At 67.6% G+C, this 15,801-nt stretch carries 14 protein-coding genes; 1 reads left to right on the forward strand and 13 read right to left on the reverse strand.

What is annotated here, in order from left to right:
* Positions 1-106: 106 nt before the first annotated feature.
* From AVP42_RS10580 to AVP42_RS10640, 13 genes are all read right to left on the reverse strand, one after another.
* Positions 107-619, reverse strand: a complete 513-nt coding sequence (locus tag AVP42_RS10580; protein WP_067948816.1) for a hypothetical protein — start codon at positions 617-619, stop codon at positions 107-109.
* Positions 620-713: 94 nt separating this feature from the next.
* A complete protein-coding gene (locus AVP42_RS10585) occupies positions 714-2,561 on the reverse strand; it encodes a DUF4012 domain-containing protein (protein WP_157356797.1) in 1,848 nt (615 codons plus the stop codon).
* A gap of 12 nt (positions 2,562-2,573) precedes the next feature.
* The gene (locus AVP42_RS10590) at positions 2,574-3,560 is read right to left on the reverse strand and encodes a GDP-L-fucose synthase (protein ID WP_304439346.1); all 987 of its coding nucleotides are present in this window, start codon (positions 3,558-3,560) and stop codon (positions 2,574-2,576) included.
* The gene (gene gmd, locus AVP42_RS10595) at positions 3,542-4,576 is read right to left on the reverse strand and encodes a GDP-mannose 4,6-dehydratase (RefSeq protein ID WP_067948972.1); all 1,035 of its coding nucleotides are present in this window, start codon (positions 4,574-4,576) and stop codon (positions 3,542-3,544) included. The genes AVP42_RS10590 and gmd overlap by 19 nt, the downstream gene beginning before the upstream one ends.
* A complete protein-coding gene (locus AVP42_RS10600) occupies positions 4,570-5,910 on the reverse strand; it encodes a glycosyltransferase (RefSeq protein ID WP_082847170.1) in 1,341 nt (446 codons plus the stop codon). Before AVP42_RS10600 ends, gmd begins: the two co-directional genes overlap by 7 nt.
* Entirely contained in the window at positions 5,907-6,389 is a 483-nt protein-coding gene (locus AVP42_RS10605) for a DapH/DapD/GlmU-related protein (RefSeq protein ID WP_231878606.1), read from the reverse strand. Before AVP42_RS10605 ends, AVP42_RS10600 begins: the two co-directional genes overlap by 4 nt.
* 76 nt (positions 6,390-6,465) lie before the next feature.
* On the reverse strand, positions 6,466-7,599 hold the full coding sequence (locus AVP42_RS16270; protein ID WP_197467001.1) for a glycosyltransferase family 4 protein: 1,134 nt from the start codon (positions 7,597-7,599) through the stop codon (positions 6,466-6,468).
* A 98-nt stretch (positions 7,600-7,697) separates the two neighbouring features.
* Complete coding sequence (locus tag AVP42_RS10615) at positions 7,698-8,720, reverse strand: polysaccharide pyruvyl transferase family protein (RefSeq protein WP_197467002.1); 1,023 nt, start codon at positions 8,718-8,720, stop codon at positions 7,698-7,700.
* A 61-nt stretch (positions 8,721-8,781) separates the two neighbouring features.
* Entirely contained in the window at positions 8,782-9,987 is a 1,206-nt protein-coding gene (locus AVP42_RS10620) for a lipopolysaccharide biosynthesis protein (RefSeq protein ID WP_067948824.1), read from the reverse strand.
* 87 nt (positions 9,988-10,074) lie between these two features.
* On the reverse strand, positions 10,075-11,556 hold the full coding sequence (locus AVP42_RS10625; protein WP_082847182.1) for a sugar transferase: 1,482 nt from the start codon (positions 11,554-11,556) through the stop codon (positions 10,075-10,077).
* On the reverse strand, positions 11,550-12,449 hold the full coding sequence (locus AVP42_RS10630; RefSeq protein WP_067948826.1) for a hypothetical protein: 900 nt from the start codon (positions 12,447-12,449) through the stop codon (positions 11,550-11,552). The genes AVP42_RS10625 and AVP42_RS10630 overlap by 7 nt, the downstream gene beginning before the upstream one ends.
* Before the next feature lie 55 nt (positions 12,450-12,504).
* Positions 12,505-13,107 (reverse strand): low molecular weight phosphatase family protein, encoded by a 603-nt coding sequence (locus AVP42_RS10635; protein ID WP_067948828.1) that lies wholly within the window; start codon positions 13,105-13,107, stop codon positions 12,505-12,507.
* Positions 13,104-14,507, reverse strand: a complete 1,404-nt coding sequence (locus tag AVP42_RS10640; RefSeq protein WP_067948829.1) for a polysaccharide biosynthesis tyrosine autokinase — start codon at positions 14,505-14,507, stop codon at positions 13,104-13,106. Before AVP42_RS10640 ends, AVP42_RS10635 begins: the two co-directional genes overlap by 4 nt.
* Positions 14,508-14,843: 336 nt before the next feature.
* Here AVP42_RS10640 and AVP42_RS10645 point away from each other — a divergent pair, with 336 nt between their 5' ends.
* A complete protein-coding gene (locus AVP42_RS10645; RefSeq protein ID WP_067948831.1) occupies positions 14,844-15,548 on the forward strand; it encodes a CPBP family intramembrane glutamic endopeptidase in 705 nt (234 codons plus the stop codon).
* Positions 15,549-15,801 lie beyond the last annotated feature (253 nt).

The following is a 15,801-nucleotide window of genomic DNA, read 5'->3' on the forward strand; positions in this document are numbered from 1 at the left end:
CTGCACGCCGGATCGACCGGTCATGCGCGCGCAGACCTTCGAAGGGCCCGCATCCTCTCGGATGCGGGCCCTTCGTCGGGTCACACGCGGTTCGCGGTGCCCGTGATCAGGCGTTCGAACGACCGCGGCGAACCGTGGTCATCACGGCGATCAGCGCAGCGCCCAGGGCGAGCGCGCCACCGCCGATCCAGAGCGCGAGCACCGGCAGGTCGAATCCGGTGCTGGCGAGGTCGTCGCCCGAACCGGAGCCGCCGCCGGCGGTGTCGGCCGGGGCGATCGTCAGCGTCGCGGTGGCGACGGACTGCCCGGCGGTGACCGTGATGGTGTAGGTGCCCGGCTGCGTGGCCGAGGCCTGGTAGGTCACCGAACCCGACGCGTCGGTCGGCTTCGAGGCCGTGGCGGCCTTGAGGACGGCGAGCGTGACGGCGTCGGGCGCCGTGGCGGTCGACGGCGTGTTGGCCGGCAGACCGGTGAACGTGAGGCTCACGGCCTCACCCGGAGCGGCCGTCACGGACGGCCCCTGACCGGTGTAGCCGGCCTCGCCTGCCTGAGCGGCAGCGGGCACGGCGATGGCGGCGAGCACCGCGAGGGCCGCGGTGGCGATGGCCTTGCGAATCATGTGTAGGGTCCCCCTCTGATTTGCGATTCGGCGATTTGCCTGTTTACCAGCGGCAAACGAACGTGCCGCCTCCCTCCCCGATGACGGCACCTACTCACCATAGGGCGTCCTCACAGGAAAGCGCTAGTTCCCCCGTTTCGATGACGTGAATCGTAGGTGTCGATTCGATAACGGTGTCCCCCTTTCCGGGGACCTCGGCGAGGAAGCCGAACCTGAAGGTTCGGCTCTCCCCCGGGGAAAGTTCGACATCGACGCCACTCAGCGTGTACCCCGAATCGACGGTGGGATGATACGGAATACGCTCTCCGCTTGAGGAGACGCCCAAGTTGTACGATCCCGGCGGACCGTAGACGTGCACCGACGTGCGGATGTTGCCTGGTGCGACACCGAACGCACCGCCTCCCGTCACGTACGCGGGAAGCGCGGTGGCCGCATCCGGCGGGGCCGTGTTGGTCAGCGTGACCTCCACGGCGGCGTTGCGACGGCCGTCCTGCCGACAGGTGACGCTCCCCGCGGCGAGCTGCACGTCGAGGTGCGCGTCCATCTTCGAGCCGGTCATGTCGTTGAGGTAGACGCCGAGCGTCATCCGGTCGTCGGTCGACGTCGGGCGCAGCCCGGCGAGCGTGGTCTGCTCGAGCACCGCCTGCTCGTCGGGCACCGCCGACCAGATGAGCACGCGACGCTCGGACCCGGCCCGGGCGAGCGCGGTGATGAGCGCCCCGGGATCGGCGCCCTGCTTGACGGCATCCATCACCGAGACGGTGGCGGCGGCGAAGAACAGGTCCTGTTCCGCGGGGTCGGGGTACCGCGCGTACACGTCGGAGAGCAGGAGGCGCACCGCGTTGTCGGCGTCGAGCACGTCGCCGGTCGGCAGCGTGATCGGTCCGGTCGCGCGCAGCAGGTAGCTCAGCGTCACGGGGTCGAGTGCGACCACGGCCGACGGCGTCTGCCCGGTCTCGCGCTTCCACATCTCGGAGGCGATGGTCGCCGCCATGGGGAAGTCGGGGGTGAACGTCACGTTCTGGATGTACCGGGCGGTGTTGTCGCCCCAGAGGGCACGGGTGTCGGTCGGCAGTTCGACGACGGGCGGATCGTAGCGCGGGAAGTCCTGCGAGGAGCGCTGCGCGACGAGGTCGAAGCCGCCGCCCTCGGTGCGGACGACGGCGAGCGCGCCGGGGATGCCACCCAGCGAGCGCAGCTCGGCGTTGTTCTGGAACAGCAGCAGGATGTCGCGCTGGCCCTCTGCGCCGAGGAGCGCCGGCCCCAGGGTTAGCGCACGCGACAGGGCGTCGAGCGACTGGTCCGTCTCGGTGAGCAGCCCCGTGAGCTCGGCCCGCGCGTCGGCCAGCGGGCCGATCACGTCGGCGTCGGCGACGCCGGGCTGCGTCATCGCCTCACGAGCGGCGGCCACCTCCTCCGCCGCACCCGCGACGACCGGCTGTACGTCGATGAGCGGCTGCAGCTCGATGCGTCCGCCGGCCGGGGAGAACATCGACGGGTCGAGCCCCGCAGCCTGCTCGGCCAGTGGCACGACCGCACCCGACGCCACACGGTCGACGGATGCCGCAGCTTCACGCATCACCGTCAGGTTCGCGCCCAGAGACGGAACGAACTCGGCGACCCGCCAGACCGGGTCGCTCGTCAACTCGGCAGCGGATGCCGCGTGCTCCGCGAGTGCCTCCGCGTCGCGCTGCGCGGTCTCGAAGTCCTGTGCGACCAGCGCGGCCTTCGCCGACTCCGCCAGCGGGACAGCGCGCACCAGCTCGCCCGACGCCTGGAGCCCGCGAACGACGACCCACACGCATGCCACCACCGCCGCGAGCGCGACGAGGAAGACGCCGAGCACGATGAACTTGGCCCGGCGCGGGCGTGATCGCTTGGGCCGTCGCCGGCGAGCCGGTGCAGCCGGTGCGCTCCGCATGAGTTTCTCGAGATCGCTCACTGCTTGTTGCCCCTACCCGCGCAGTGCGCCCGCGTGCTCTCGATACCAGTCGACCGTTGAACGAAGCCCGTCTTCGAGACTGATCCCAGCCGTCCACCCGGAGTCGGTCAGCTTGGTGACATCGAGCAGTTTCTGGGGGGTGCCGTCGGGTTTGCTCGTATCCCACTCAGTCAGACCCTCGAAGCCGATCACCGCGGCGACAGTCTCAGCGATCTCGCGGATGGTGACATCCTGACCAGTCCCCACGTTGACATGCTGCGCACCGTCGTAATGCTCCAGTAGATGAAGGCACGCGTCGGCCATGTCATCGACGTGGAGGAACTCGCGGCGCGGGGTTCCAGTGCCCCAATTCGTAACGGTGTCAGCCCCCGAAGCCGCCGCCTCGTCGTATCGCCGGATCAGAGCCGGAAGCACGTGCGACCCGGTGGGTGAGAAGTTGTCGCCGGGGCCGTAGAGATTGGTCGGCATCGCAGAGATCCACGGCAAGCCGTGCTGACGGCGGATCGACTGCACTTGAAGGATGCCCGCGATCTTCGCGATGGCGTATGCGTCGTTTGTCGGCTCCAGGTGCCCCGTGAGCAGACTGTCCTCGGTAATCGGCTGCGGGGCGAACTTCGGATAGATGCAGGAGGAGCCCAAGAAGAGGAGCCGCTCCACGCCGACCTCGAGTGCGGCGTCCATGACATTGAGCTGGATCTGGAGATTGATGCTCAGGAAGTCATGCGGGTAGGTGCTGTTGGCGAGGATTCCGCCCACCTTCGCTGCCGCAAGGACCGCGTATCTGGGTCGAGTCTCACGAAAGAACGCGAACACGGCACCACGGTCGGTCAGATCGAGTTCGGACGAGGTCCGCCCGACCACGTCGGTGAATCCTTCGGACCGGAGCTTCCTCGCGACGGCGGAGCCGACGAGACCACGGTGTCCTGCAACGTAGAACCTCGCATCGCGGTCAAGCGGCTGCGGGGTGTACGAGTCCCCACTCATGCTGCACTCTTCCATGATGAAAGCTTCACTGTGTCGATCCACGGGCGGCCCGCGTGATCGAGCGCCTCGACGTCGGCTTCAACCATGAGCTTTGCGAGTTGGAGACCATCGATGGTGGGCACCCAGCCGAGCTTCTCCCTTGCCTTCGTCGCGTCGCCGATCAGGGCGTCGACTTCAGTCGGACGAAGGTATCTTTCGTCGAACCGGACGTGGTCCCTCCACTTGAGTCCAACATGGCCGAACGAGGTCTCGAGGAAGTCTTGAACGGTGTACCCGACCCCGGTTGCCAGAACGAAGTCCTCCGGTTCGTCGACTTGCAGCATTCGCCACATCCCCTCGACGTACTCAGCCGCGTACCCCCAGTCCCGGATCGCCTCGAGGTTGCCCATATAGACGAATTCCTGGCGCCCTGCCGCGATCGCGGCGACGGCCCGGGTGATTTTCCGAGTAACAAATGTCTCGCCGCGGCGGGGAGACTCGTGATTGAAGAGGATGCCATTGACGGCGAACATGTCGTACGCCTCGCGATAGTTCTTCGTGATCCAGTAGCTGTAGAGCTTGGCAGCCGCATACGGCGACCGCGGGTAGAACGGCGTCTGCTCATCCTGAGGCGGCGGCGTCGCCCCGAAGAGCTCGCTTGAAGATGCTTGATAGAAGCGGGGGCGGATCCCTGCAAGGCGTACGGCCTCCAGGAGCCGAATCGTTCCTGTGCCCGTCGTATCAGCGGTGTGCTCCGGCTCATCGAACGAGACACGCACGTGCGACTGGGCGGCAAGGTTGTACACCTCGTCCGGGTTGATCTCGTTGAGCAAGGTAACGAGGCGCGCCCCGTCGCTCAGATCTCCGTAGTGAAGGAAGAGCCTCGCACTCGGATCGTGAGGATCGACGTATAGGTGATCGATGCGCGATGTGTTGAACGTGGATGCACGACGGATCAGGCCGTGGACTTCGTAGCCCTTGGCGAGCAGGAGCTCTGCGAGATACGAACCGTCCTGCCCGGTGATCCCGGTTATCAGTGCCTTCTTCAAAATTCTCCTCGGGTCATGGCGTGGTGAGTTTCTTGACTTCTCTTCGGTCGTCCGGGCCCGTCCGGGTCGGCCAGGCGCTCGATCAGCGAGGCGAATCCCTCGATCGCCGTCGACTCGGTGAGGACCGACTCTTGATAGGCCAACCCGTTCTTCCCCAGTTGCGCGCACAGATCCGGTCGATCCCGTAGCCGACGCGAACCCTCGATCAGGCTGGCGGGGTCGCCTGCTGGCACTTGGATTCCCGCCCCTGACGCCGCGATCTCGAAGGCGGTGATGCTCTCGCTGTCGGTTGCCGCAATCACCGGTACTCCTGTGCTGAAGTAACTCGTCAGCTTGCTCGGGACCGCCATCTCGCGAACGCCCGGCTTCTCATTCACTAGGAGAGCATCAGCGGCACGGAGGACTGCTCCGAACTCCTCGGTCGGCAACGGCGAAATGAACTGGATACGTCCAACTCCGTTGGCTTGTGCCTTGATCGCCTCCGCCTCGCTGCCGTCGCCGAGAACTACGAATCGCAACCGGGGCTCCCTGGCGTCGGCGAGCCTCGCTGCTTCCACCACGTTTCCGAGGGCCTGCTTCACGCCGATATTGCCTGCATGAACGACGACGAACTCGTCGTCACTCCACCCGAATCTGCGACGGGTGCTCGCCCGAGTGTCGCCGTTGGCGGGGGGCACATGCGTCCAGTTCCGGACGACATGCGCACGTTCCGGTTCTACTCCCAAGGATTCGATCGCCTGCGCACGGAATCGCTCATGGATGACGACCACCCGGTCCGCGCGGCGAAGGAGCCAAGACTCGATGCGTCGGACGACCTTTTCCACCAGGGAGCCGCCTTGCCCGGTTTCGGCCAAGCCGAGTGAGTAGAAGTCCTGAACCCACACGACCACCGGGCGACGTCGAAGGGTCGCGCGCAGCATCGCGATCGCCGATGAGAACAGTGCAGGCGAGACGAGAACCAGCACGTCGAAGCGCCGCCATCTGCTACTCAACAGACGGGCGCCGAACGTCACCTCCGACAGGAGTCGTCGAAGTGGCTTCGGCGAGCTCGGAATGTAGTGCCGCACTCTACGCAGGCCCACGCCGGCATCAACCTCATCGACGGCCCACCGACCGTACCCGTCAGCGACGCGCCATGCCGGGTAGTGCGGTACCGCAACGATCCCTCGAACCCTGAACCCCCGGCGCACGAGCCCTCGGCACAGCCCCGCGGTGTAGGGGGCGATGCCCGTGGGCTCCGGAGCATAGTTCAAGCCGAGCACGAGGACCCGAGGGCCCGACTGGCGCACCGGTTGCCATGGGGTTTCGCTGGTCAGTAAGCCCACTTCTCGCGTCATACCGCAGCCTCTCGGATCTTCGCAATGTGTCGGACAGCGTCATGGTCGGTCAATCGGTCTCCCACGCGGCGCGCCGGATTCCCCGCGACAATCGCGAAGTCCGGCACGTCTCGTGTCACTACGGAACCCGCGGCGATGATGGCGCCGTCTCCGATCCGAACACCGGAGAGAACGATTGCTCCATAGCCGATCCAGACGTCGTCACCGATCGTCACCTCATCGCGCAATGTCGACGGGCGTTCGCCGATCCAGGTCGATTTGGTGATCGGGACCCCCACCTCGTCGATCGCATGGTCATCGCGGCCGACGATCGCAACCGAGGCCGCCATGAGCACATGTCGGCCGATCTCCCCGCTGACTTCGATCGTGCAGTTTCGTCCGATATGGGTTCCGGCGCCGACGCGCAAGCGATGGAGCGAGCGCACCATCGCGCCGCGCCCCACGTGAACGCCATCCTCCAGCACGACGTTTCCGTGCACTGACGACAGGCGCTGCCAACGCTGCCACAGTGCTCGCAGCGCAGCTCGACCCGGCAGACCTTGGAATCTCCCTCGATCAGACATGAGCTGCCCCCTGCACCGCGGACCGGGATGACTGGATCGCCGCCGTGAAGCCGTCCGCCATGGCATCCGCGGAGTAACTTCTCCGAACCGTCTCCACCAACTGATTTCGACGCTTCGCCCACGACTCGCGCTGGCTATTGACGGAGTCGATGGCGGCCGCCAGCGCAGAAGGCGAGTCGGCATGGAAAGTGACTCCGGTCACTTCGGAGAGGAGCTCGATTTCGGGCGCATGCGGTTCGTCGTCGGCAACGATCATCGGAACACCGAACCCCAATGACTGAGTGAGGCTCAAGCCGGCGTAACCAGGCGAGACGGAAGCGACGGTTCTGGAGTAGAGCCCTCGCAGAGCGTCATAGTCCCCGACGTGGCCAAGGAAGTCCACACGCGAGTCGATGCGCAGGTCGCGCGCGCGTCGCTCCAGATACGGGCGCTCCGGGCCGTCGCCGACGATGGTGAGCCGAGGCGGCTGTCCCTGCCCCTCCCACTCCGACAAGAACTGTGAATAGGCGATGAGAAGCAACTCGGGCTTCTTCTCGCGAACAAGTCGGCCGACATAGAGAAGCCGATCTCGCGCCGACTCGTCGCCTTCAGAGCCCAGCCAATCCGACGGATAGATACCGTTGGCCGCTACCCAGACGGGCACGTCGGGATCCTCCTTGCGCACAATGGCGCTGTCCCGCCACGTGTACGAGATGACGCCTGCGGCAAGGCGGCGCATGAAACGACGCAGCGGAACTGTGCGAGCAGCCGCGCCTTTTCGGGGAAGAATGTGCCCCCAGACGAGGACACGCTGACCCCGAATGCGGCCAAGTACGAGAAGTGCCCAGGCGCTGAGTGATCTCGGATTCAGATCCGTGACGACGGTTCGGCGACCGCGAGCCGCAGCGAGCGCGCCGTGCTGCCATAGCAGACGTCTCCCGGCGATCGCGCGGTTCCGTAGGAGCCCGATTCCCAGTTCGCTGCTCGATCCGCTCGTGACCGTCGTCACGAGGTGCTCGGAACCAGCGAAGAAATCTACGCCGGGTTCCCCTATCCGACGCCGCACGCCGTGCAGGAAGTGCTCCCGATACTCCGGGAGCACCGCCACAATGACGGCGCACTCAGCCAGCTGACTCTGCTCGCTCATCATCCCATCCCCTCGACGACGTATCGCTGACTCGCCTGATCCCTGGGCTCGCCGCGCTGGCTGTCAAGGCGCGCCCTGATATCGACACGACATCCCGGTTATCCACGGAGGCACCCCTCGAGATCGTCGCCGAGTCGATTGAGCCGGGCACGAGCTTCGGTGAAGGCGCGCTCGAGGGCGTCGATGTCCCGGTCCTCTCGACGAAGGAGCGTCGACCCATCGATGCCTTTTGCCAGTACGCCATCCGTGTTCACGTGGATGAGTCGGAGGGGGAACTCGGTTCCCAGCGTCGAGGCGATCTTGTGCGTTCCATCCCCGGCGAACGTGATCGGCACGGCGCCTGATCGTGAAGCAAGCAGGATGGAGTGCAGCCGGTTACTCACCACAACGGCGCTTTCCCTATAGACCTCGAGCACCCGCGACTCCTGATGCGCGTGCGGCTCGTCCAGCCAATCCACGAGCCCGACTCCTAGCGCCGTTGCGAGAGCACGATGACCTTCCGCATCGCGCTTCACCTGAGTGACGAATACCATCTGGAGGTTCTGTTCGGACGCCGAGTCACGGAGCTCTTCAAGCAGGGCCAAGCTCACAGGACGGTCCGAACGGAGCGAGACAGCCAGATACCGGCCAGCGTCTTCTACGGGTCTCTCGAAGGGGTGGAGCATCGCGAGGTCGGGCTCCCGCCGGAGCGGCAAACCGATCTCCGCAGACGACACGTCATCCCGCACGGCCACTAGGTCGAACCGCCTGAGGCTGGAGCGCTCAAGTCGGCCGACGCTCTTCGAGTCGACGCGATATGCGCGGCCGGCGGCAACGACCTTTCCGCCCGTCGCCCGAGCAACCCGTACGTTCGCGTGATTGACCAGTGCCTTCGCCATCGCGCCCGCACCGCCCGTAGCGATGTAGGGCCCGGGCGAGAATACGAGAGACGCGCGTCCGAGGAGTGCGTCCCGCAGGAATCGAGCTTGGAACTCTAGCGAATTGGATGTCAGTCGAGTGGTTGTCGGAAGGCGATAGGCCTCCACATACGACGCCGGCATGGTTCCCGTGAATACGACGAGTCGAAAACCCGCGTCCGTGAGTCGGGTGAGTAGCGCCCGTCGAATCTCGATGTCGCCCAAGTTGTCCGCCTGGGCCGCGATGCTGCAATAGACCGTTCGCGCAGACACGGTCAGTCTTCGCTTAATGCTCATAGCGGGCGCTCCTGACCACGTGGACGGCGAGACGGATCGTCAACGCGATTGCCTGAATCGCAAAGGAGAGAATCAGGCCCCATGCCGCGCCAAGGGCGCCCCCTGCGACCGACCCGACTGCGACGAGGACGATGCATGCAAGACTCATCGTCACCGCAGCGCCGGCGACATACCGGGTCTGCCCGATCCCCTGAAGGATTGCCGCCGCCACCGACGCGAGGGCCGCGAAGACTAGTCCCACAACGACGACCTGGATCACAGGAACAGAGGGGACGTACTGATTCCCGAGCAGGAGGGGGACGGCCCACGGTACTGCCAGTGCAACTCCGACGTACAGGATCGACATGGCGGCCACCAGACCACCTGCAGCCGACAGCAAAGGAACGACGTTCCGGCCGGACCTGGTCGACGCCTCCGGGAGAATCGCGGAGGCGAGCGAGGTGGGGATCAATCGAAGCGGGACCGTCAGCCTGCTCGCAACGGCATAGAAGCCAGCCTGCGCGCCCCCGGCGACTGCGGAGACGATCACGACGTCGATGTTCCGGACCTGGGTGCCCAATGTGTTCAGCCAATACGGCCAAGTACTCCGCAGTACCTCCGATGCTGGAATCCGCGCGTCAGGCTCAGTGAGACGAGCATGCACCCAGCGGCGTGCGAAGGCGGATGAGAGAACCGCCGCCACGGCGAGTGCCACGCTGTATCCCAACAGCGGTTCAGTCCCAGCGATACTGAGCCCGACGAACAACAAGACGGTTGCCACCCGGCGCACGACGAGAGCAAGGGAGGAAACGTCTGCACGACGATCGGCAACCGCGATCCCCATCCATGCGTCGGCGTTTCGCTCGGCGGCAGCCCAGACAGCCAACGGGAGGATGAGGAGATACTCGGCCTCGATGAGGGCGAGCAAGGCAAGCGCAAGCGCCGATGCGCCTGCTAGTCCAGCAGAAAGCCGGTTGTTCAGGCGGAGCGCTGCTGCCACGAGTCCACTGCTCGGGTGAGCGCTGCGCTCCCGGATCGCGAATGTGGAAATGCCCAGGTCAGCGGCAGCCTGCGCCACCATCAAGACGCCGAGGGCAACGGAGAAGATCCCGAATTCAAATGGACTCACGAGACGCGCCAGCAGGATCAGCGACACGGCTTGGAGGAGGGCAGCAACCACCCGGCCGCCGCTCACCCAGGCGAATTGTCCGAACACCCGACGATTCGACACGCTAGCTCGCACCCCTCGACCGCAGCGGACCGCGCGATTCGGGGACAGCTCCCAAGCACACTGTCTCGCCCATCAGTACGCTCCATCGCTTCCGAGCACGGCCTTCGCCGTCCGCCAGAGGATCACGAGGTCTCCCGTCATGGACCAGTTCTCGACGTAGTAGAGGTCGAGGCGCACGGTGTCCTCCCACGACAGGTTCGAGCGGCCGCTGACCTGCCAGAGGCCGGTGATGCCGGGCTTCACGAGGAAGCGGCGGTGCACGTGGGAGTCGTACACGTCGGTCTCGCGAGGCAGCGGCGGCCGCGGGCCCACGAGCGACATCGAGCCGCCGAGCACGTTGAACAACTGGGGCAGCTCGTCGAGGCTGAACCGGCGGATGAATCGGCCGATCGGGGTGACCCGCGGGTCGTCCTTCATCTTGAACATCACCGCGTTGCCGGCGTCGCGCTGCGCCGCCTGCAGTTCGGCGAGGCGAGCTTCGGCGTCGATCACCATCGAGCGGAACTTGAGCATTTCGAACGGGCGGCCGTTGATGCCGACCCGACGCTGCCGGAAGAGCACCGGGCCCGGCGACGAGAACTTGACGATCGCCGCGATGGCGACGAGCAGCGGCGAGAGCAGCAGCACCAGTCCCCCGGCGACCAACAGGTCGAAGGCGCGCTTCGCGACGAGCTTGCGCCCTTCGAACTTCGGCGTCTCGACGTGGATCAGCGGCAGGCCGGCGACCGGGCGCGTGTGGATCCGCGGGCCGCCGATGTCGATGAGGCTCGGTGCGACGACGAGGTGCTCGGCGCCGGGGTTCAGCCCCCAGGACAGCTGCTTCACCTGGTCCGGGCCGAGCTCGTCGGCGCTGGTGATGACGACCGTGTCGGCGCCGAGGTCGCGCATCACCGCGAGCGCATTCGTCGTCCCCGACCACGCCGGCACCTCGAGGTCAGGAAGCCGGCCGCCGGTGACCCCGGTCGGCACGCACGCGCCCATGACGCGGTAGCCCGCTTCGGGGTTGCGCTTCAGTTCGCGGGCGATCGTGATCGCCGACGACGTCGAGCCGACGAGCAGCACCCGAGACACGAACCGACCCGCGCGACGCTGCACGCCCAGCCACTGCCGCCACATCCAGCGCGAGAACACGAGCACCATGAGCCCCAGCGGGAACGCGATGAGGATGTACCCGCGAGCGAGGTCGACCTTGAACAGGAACGCGACGATCGCGACGATCCCGAACCAGCGGATCGTGGCATCCGCCACACCTCGGTACTCCTGCGTGCCCACCCCGAGGTTGCGGTGCTCACGGGTGTCGAAGAGCTCGAGGGCGACCATCCACCCGAGGATGATGACCACCGACACGAGCGTGTAGCTGACGGCGATGTCGCCGCGCGACCCGCTGAAGCCCATGGCCGAGCTGTCGAGCCCGAGCCACGCGATCTGCACGCCGAAGACCACCCACGAGAGCACCAGCAGGTCCGTGATCGCGACGCGACGCGCGAGTCGGATCGACCACTGGCTCGTCGGCACCCTGGTCATCAGGTACGTCGACGCGATCGCGCTCACCATGTCGCTCCCCCGTCCGATGAGCGCAGCACCTGAGCGCCGGTCCACAGCCAGAGGCCGCCGCCCGAGTCGACCGCGATCGTCGACGCACCCGGCGCGGCATCCGTCGTCACGCACTCGCCGAGCGCGCCCGGGCTCGTGGCTCCCGACGCGAGCACACCCGCCTGCACGCCGTCGACGCAGTCGCCCTGCCCCGCGACGAGCAGACGGATGCCGCTGCCCGCGTCGCCGGCACTCATCGCCAGCGCGATCGCACCGGGCACCGGAGCGGTCGCCGCCCACGTCGCACCGCCGTCCGCGGTCGTCGCGACGGTCGAGTCCCCGCAGAGCACGGCCGCCGACGCGGCATCCGCTGCACTCACCTGCGCCGGTGCGGCGCACGGTGCCGACCGGGTGCCGGATGGCGCGACCACCTCGGCCCCGTCGAGTCGCCACGCGGAGTCGAAGCTCGGGCCCGGGGCCCAGTCGGCGCCCTGCACGAACGTGCGGAACGCCACCGCATCGCAGTCGTCGACGGTCGCGGCGAGTACCGACGCCTCCACCTCGGAGATGACCGTGATGGCCGCCGGCGCACTCGCGTCGGCGAGCTGGGCCGGCGCCCAGGTGGCCCCGCCGTCGGTCGTCACCTCGACGACGCCGCGCGCGGTCGGGCACGCGCCCATCGCCGCACGGTACGCGACCCGATCGTCGAACGCCGCGAGGACCACCGAGACCGGCGCGACGGCCGCCACGGCGGTGGGGGTGGGAACCGGCGTCGGCGCGACCTCCGTGGGCGTGCTCTCGGGCAGCACCGGCAGTTGGGCGGGCGACCCGGCCGCGGATGCCGGAACCACCGACGGTCGCGACGCGTCCATCGCGTACCAGATGAGCGCAGCATCCGCCGCGAGGAGCAGCACGAGGCCGATGATCGGCCACCAACCGGTGCCCTGGCGGATGGAAGGACGAGACGACCTACGCGGCACCGCGACCTCCCGAAGCAGTCGCGGCGAGCGCCCGGGCCACACCGTCGACGGCGACGGTGATCAGGCGCTCCGCCTCGGCATACACCTCGGGTGAGCGGCGATAGGGATCGACGACGTCGTCGTCCTGCGGAGTCGCGGGGGGTTCGGCGAGGCCGCGCGACAGTGCGATCTCCTCGACGCGAGCCGCCGGGTCGTCGGAGGCGAACGTGAACGACGGATCGACGGTGCGCGCCCGCGCGACGAAGTCGGCGATGCGCGCGAACTCGCGGAGCGTGAAGGTGCGCCGCGACGCGCGCGGCACGAGCTGCAGCACCCGGGCACGGTGTTCGCGGGCGGCGACGAGGATCAGGTCGGACGCCTGCACGAGGTCCGCGGTGAGCTGGCGACCCGCGTGCGCGTCCGGATCGACACCGGCACGCCGCGACATCGCGGCCGCCTCCGGGGTCATCGGGCTGTCCACCAACGCGTGCGTCCCCGCGCTCGTCACCTCGGCGTCGATGCCCGCCTCCGCGAGTCGCGCCGCGAGCAGCTGGGCCGCGAACGGCGACCGGCAGACGTTGCCCGTGCAGACGGAGAGGACATGGAACGTCATGGAGCCGTCACCGCCGGCGCCTCGGAGGCGTACCCGTAGCCGTAGCCGTACCCGTAGCGGCCGTACCCGTAGGCGTCCGGACCCTTGGTCGGCAGCATCGTGATCACCACGCCGGACACCGGCGCGTCGACGTTCGCGAGGGCCGCCATGGCGCCCTTCAGCTGACCCCGGTGCGTCCGGCCGGCGGCCACCACGACGATCGTGCCGCCGACGTTGCGCGCGAGGATCGCGGCATCCGTCACCGGGAGCAGCGGCGGGCAGTCGAAGAGCACGACATCGAACGACCGGTTCGCCTCGGCGATCAGCTCGACCATGGCGGTCGAGCCGAGCAGCTCGCTCGGGTTCGGCGGGATGGCGCCGGCGGGCAGCACGAACATGCTGTTGCGACCCCAGCGCTGCACGACGTCCTGCAGGTCGGCGCGGCCGATCAGCACGTCGGAGAGTCCCACGGCACCCTCGAGACCGAGGTAGTCGGCCTGCTTGGGACGGCGCAGGTCGGCGTCGACGAGCAGCACCCGAGCACCGGCATCCGCCAGGGCGATCGCGAGATTCGCGGTCGTCGTGGACTTGCCCTCGGACTCGACCGAGCTCGTGACCACGAACGCGCGGTTGGTGCGGTCGGCGTCGAGGAAGTAGAGGTTCGTGCGCAGGGTGCGGAACGACTCGGCGCGCGGCGACTGCGGGTCGGCGTGCACGATGAGCGGGCGTTCGTTGGCCTTCGGGTCGAAGACGATGCCGCCGATGATGGGCGTCTCCGTGACGAGCTCCACGTCGCGCTCGTTGCGGATGCGGGTGTCCAGGGTCTCGCGGAGGACCGCGAGGCCGATGCCCAGAGCGAGGCCGACCAGCCCGCCGAGCGCGACGTTGAGCGGCACGTTGGGGCTCACCGGTGTCTGGGGCACGGCGGCGTGCTGCACGAGCGTCAAGCGCACGGGACTGGTCGGCTCGCCCTCGGGGGTCTGCGACGCCTCGATGGACTCGACCACCTCGGTGAGGCTCTCGCTCACGGCCGTCGCGATCTCGGCGGCGAGCGCGGGGTCGACATCCGTGACGGTGATCTCGATGAGGGTCGTGTCGAGCGGAGCGGTGGCCGTCACCTGCTCGGCGAGCTGCTCACCGGTGAGGTCGAGGCTCAGCTGGTCGATCACCGGCAGCAGCACGATCGGGGTGGTGACGAGGTCGGCGTAGGTCTTCACGCGCTGCTGGGTGAAGGTGTTGCCCTGCTGCAGCTCGGTGACCGTGGTGCCGTTCGACGTCGACACGAAGACCTTGGCCGACGAGCTGAACTTCGGCGTGGTGACGATGGAGTAGGCCGCGCCGGCGCCGATTCCGAGGAGCGCGAGCACCGAGATGAGCACCCACGATCCGCGAAGGATGCGCAGATAGTCCCGCAGCTCCATGTGTGCCACCCCTCATGTCCGCAGACAACGAAAAACGTCGGTCGGCGCTCCCCCCTTGCGCCGCCGACGTCCCCCAATGGTGCCATACGGGCAAAACCTGAACTGACGCCGGGAGAACTCGCCGACCTGCCCGCGGCCCACGCTTGCACACTCCGAGAGGAGACGCATGTCCGCATTTCGTGGGACTCTTGTCCCCCCTTCCGGGGACAATTTCGCCTGATATCGCCGCGAATTGGCCCCCGAACGAGGGGCGAGTAACGGTTCGATAACGACGGCGGCATGCATCGGCGCGGCGGCGTGTCCCCCGCCCCGGAGCCACCTCGCTACAGTGGCGACATGTCCCCCATTTCGCCACCGCGCGCGACACGGTCGACCGAGCTGGCGATCGCCGCCATCGCCGTGGTGGCGGCACTGGTGCTGACCCTCGCGTTCGCCGACCTCACGCGCCGCGTCATCATGCCGACGTGGGTGCAGGTCTCGGGCGCGTACCTCGCGGTATGGGTGCCGCTCGGCGCGGCCGTCGCCGTGTCAGCGCGGCGGAACCCGGTGCGGTGGCGCCGCCTGCTCCGTATCACGCCGCTCGACGTGCTCCTCGGCATCGGCATCGGCCTGCTCGCCCGCGCCACGGCGACCCTGATCCAGGCCGGCCTCACGGGCGTCATGCCGGGAGGCGGCATCCGCCTCGAACTCGACCCGGTCACCTGGTGGGTGGGCCTGCTCATCGCACCGGTGCTGCTCGCGCCGCTCGTCGAGGAGCTGTTCTTCCGCGGACTCACCCAACCCGCCGTCACCGACGCCGCCCGCGCGGCCGGCAGCCGACCCCGCGCCGCCGCGGCCACCGGCGTGGTGGTCGCCGCCGCCGTGTTCGCGCTCCTGCACACGCTCGACGCCGCCACCCCGTCGGGTGCCTGGACCGTGGGGCTCAGCACCTTCGTCCTCGGCTGCGCGGTCGGCGCGCTCGTCGCGACCACCGGTCGTCTCGGGGGTGCGATCGTCGCGCACGCCGTGTTCAACCTGACCCTCGTGCTGCTGCTGATGTGACTGCGGGAGCGCGAAGCTAGAGCGTCCCAGCCAGTGAGGTATGGCGCAAGATTGTCGCAGTCGGGTTCGACGAAGCGTGAAGTGTTTCGCGCCGATGACCGCAGGGACTCGTTCCGGAGCGTTCGCGCGCGTGGACCATCCAGCGAGAACAAGGCTGCGATGCGTTTCGAACGTACGGCACAGGCCTTGAGCACGGGCAGATGGTCTGTGTGATCGCCGAGCTCGTCATGGCGAGCTGGAGCTGAAGAGACCT

The sequence above is a fragment of the Agromyces sp. NDB4Y10 genome (genome assembly GCF_001620055.1).
In the GTDB taxonomy this organism is placed as follows: domain Bacteria; phylum Actinomycetota; class Actinomycetes; order Actinomycetales; family Microbacteriaceae; genus Agromyces; species Agromyces indicus.

Bases quoted from the DNA above. Each gene is read 5' to 3' on its own strand.
- AVP42_RS10635 (WP_067948828.1), bottom strand. From the start codon at position 13,107: ATGACGTTCCATGTCCTCTCCGTCTGCACGGGCAACGTCTGCCGGTCG.
- AVP42_RS10640 (WP_067948829.1), bottom strand. From the start codon at position 14,507: ATGGAGCTGCGGGACTATCTGCGCATCCTTCGCGGATCGTGGGTGCTC.
- AVP42_RS10590 (WP_304439346.1), bottom strand. From the start codon at position 3,560: ATGGAAGAGTGCAGCATGAGTGGGGACTCGTACACCCCGCAGCCGCTT.
- AVP42_RS10645 (WP_067948831.1), top strand. From the start codon at position 14,844: ATGTCCCCCATTTCGCCACCGCGCGCGACACGGTCGACCGAGCTGGCG.
- AVP42_RS10580 (WP_067948816.1), bottom strand. From the start codon at position 619: ATGATTCGCAAGGCCATCGCCACCGCGGCCCTCGCGGTGCTCGCCGCC.
- AVP42_RS10625 (WP_082847182.1), bottom strand. From the start codon at position 11,556: ATGGTGAGCGCGATCGCGTCGACGTACCTGATGACCAGGGTGCCGACG.
- AVP42_RS16270 (WP_197467001.1), bottom strand. From the start codon at position 7,599: ATGAGCGAGCAGAGTCAGCTGGCTGAGTGCGCCGTCATTGTGGCGGTG.
- AVP42_RS10600 (WP_082847170.1), bottom strand. From the start codon at position 5,910: ATGACGCGAGAAGTGGGCTTACTGACCAGCGAAACCCCATGGCAACCG.